Consider the following 2,047-nt stretch of genomic DNA (forward strand, 5'->3'; position numbering starts at 1 on the left):
ACAGTGGCCTGGGAGGATATAACGGAGCAGTCTTCGGGGCCGTGCAGTTGGGCGAGGCTGGCGCGCTCCAAAACCAGGAGCCCGCTGCTGAGGAACGTTACGCCGTCTTCAGTACGATTGAGTACGCGGGAGTCGCCAACATCCCCTTCCAAGAATTCCTAAACCTTCCCGCAGGACAGCATGAGATCCAACTGCAGGCACGATCTGTCGCTAATCCGGTGTTTCTCGACGGCCTTCAAACCATACACTCCCTGGCGTACCAGCAAGTTAACACGGAGGCAACGTCATCAACGTCATCGCTTTTGCTGGTGACTCAACTACGTGATTCCAATGATCAGCCGCTAACGGGAACGCACGATCTCGAATATCGACTCTTCGACACCGTTTCTGGAGGAACAGCATTTTGGACTGCTTCAGTGGCCGGAGTCGATGTAGCGGAAAGTCCAGGAGGTTACTACCAACAAAACCTGTTGGAGTTGTTGCCGCTCGATGGACTCGCTCCTGCAGAGACGTTTCTGGAGGTCGTCGTTGACGGAGTGGTCGCGGACGCTCGCATACCATTGAATGGGGAAGTGGTCACCACTACGGCCGGGGGTGCTACCTTGCGCAATGCATTCCTGTCGTCGGCGACACGCGATGCAGACGACGCCACTTGGGCGTTGCGAGTACTTGGCAATCTTCGACTGCAAGATGATACGCCACTTCTCGGAACCCTTGCCTGGCAAGCCACGTTATACGACAGTGCAACAGGTGGCGCGGCACTATTCTCCGAATCTGGAAATCTAAATGCCGGTGACACGATTGGTGGCGCGTTCGGAATTGCGCTGGGCCAGAACACTCCACTGGACCTGGCGATACTGTCCAACCAGTCAGAACTTTGGGTCGAGTTGACGTTCGATGGCGAGACCTTACCTGCGCGCGTGAAGATCGACGGAGGTTCTCTCAGCGCAGATAGCATCTCCTATCGCCTGAACTCGCTGCAGGCCACGCGTGCTTTTGATATTGACTCCGATACGAATTACAACGAAGACACTTTGAATCTATGGGCGTTTCTCCAGGACTCAGAGACTGGTGATGCAGCGACCGGCACCTACAACGTTGCCGTGTCCTTATATGACGCGCCGACGGGCGGCCAAGCGCTGTTCAACGACAACGCCAGCATCAACATTGACGATGCGACCTACGGGTCCTTCGTCTTTGACGTTGGCAATCAAACCGCCCTTGATTTAGATCTACTGAAGGACAATCCAGAGATCTGGACGGAATTCTCGGTCGATGGACAAGTTTCCGCTGGACCGCGGACCCCGCTTCACACAGCACCATTTTTCTCGGTGATCTCCGCTGACCTGACCGCGCCGACAGTCTCGGAGACATCTTTCGAAGAAAGTGGGATTGTGGATTCGGACGAGACGAGCATCACCGTCACGTTTAGCGAGCCGGTTATCGGCGGTGGCGCCGCAAGTTCCTATCAGTTACAGCGCGCTGGAAGTGACGGTTTACTAGGCACTGGCGATGATCCGATCGTCACACTGACCGGCGTTAGCGACTTGGGTGACTCTGCCGCGCTGAGCTTCGACCCGCTCCCGGAAGACATCTACCGCCTCACCGTCTTCGATGCGATCACCGACACGGCCGGGAACGCCTTCGACGGAGATGCTGACGGAACGGCTGGTGGCAACTTCACGCTCGACTTTGTCGGTGGCCCGGCTCCGATCTACGAACTGACTTCACCCGCACCAAACAACTTCACGTTCGACCCCGAAATCGGCGGCTGGGGCGCGGGGCAACTCGTGCAGGGCACGGGAAGCGGCTTCGACGGGCTGGGACGCTTATACATTGACTCGACGGCCTATGCACCCGACGTTTCTACAAACGTTGCATTGACCGTAACTGAACTAGAGTCCACTTCGCATATCCAAACTGCCAACAACTGGATGACTGTTCCTTTCACGGCAATCACTTCCGGGGGAGGATCGGTTACCAGCACGGGACCCCAAGTCACGCTTGAGCTCACGGAACCAAAAACAATCCGGCTGAGCACGGAGGT

1 protein-coding gene is annotated in these 2,047 nt (G+C 56.6%); it reads left to right on the plus strand.

Annotated features, from left to right (window positions below; all coding sequences use genetic code 11):
* Positions 1-41: 41 nt before the first annotated feature.
* On the plus strand, positions 42-2,047 hold a 2,006-nt coding region (locus ABD971_RS29475; protein WP_345327297.1), incomplete at its 3' end, for an Ig-like domain-containing domain.

Origin of the sequence: Novipirellula rosea, assembly GCF_039541335.1 — a bacterium.
GTDB lineage: Bacteria > Planctomycetota > Planctomycetia > Pirellulales > Pirellulaceae > Novipirellula > Novipirellula rosea.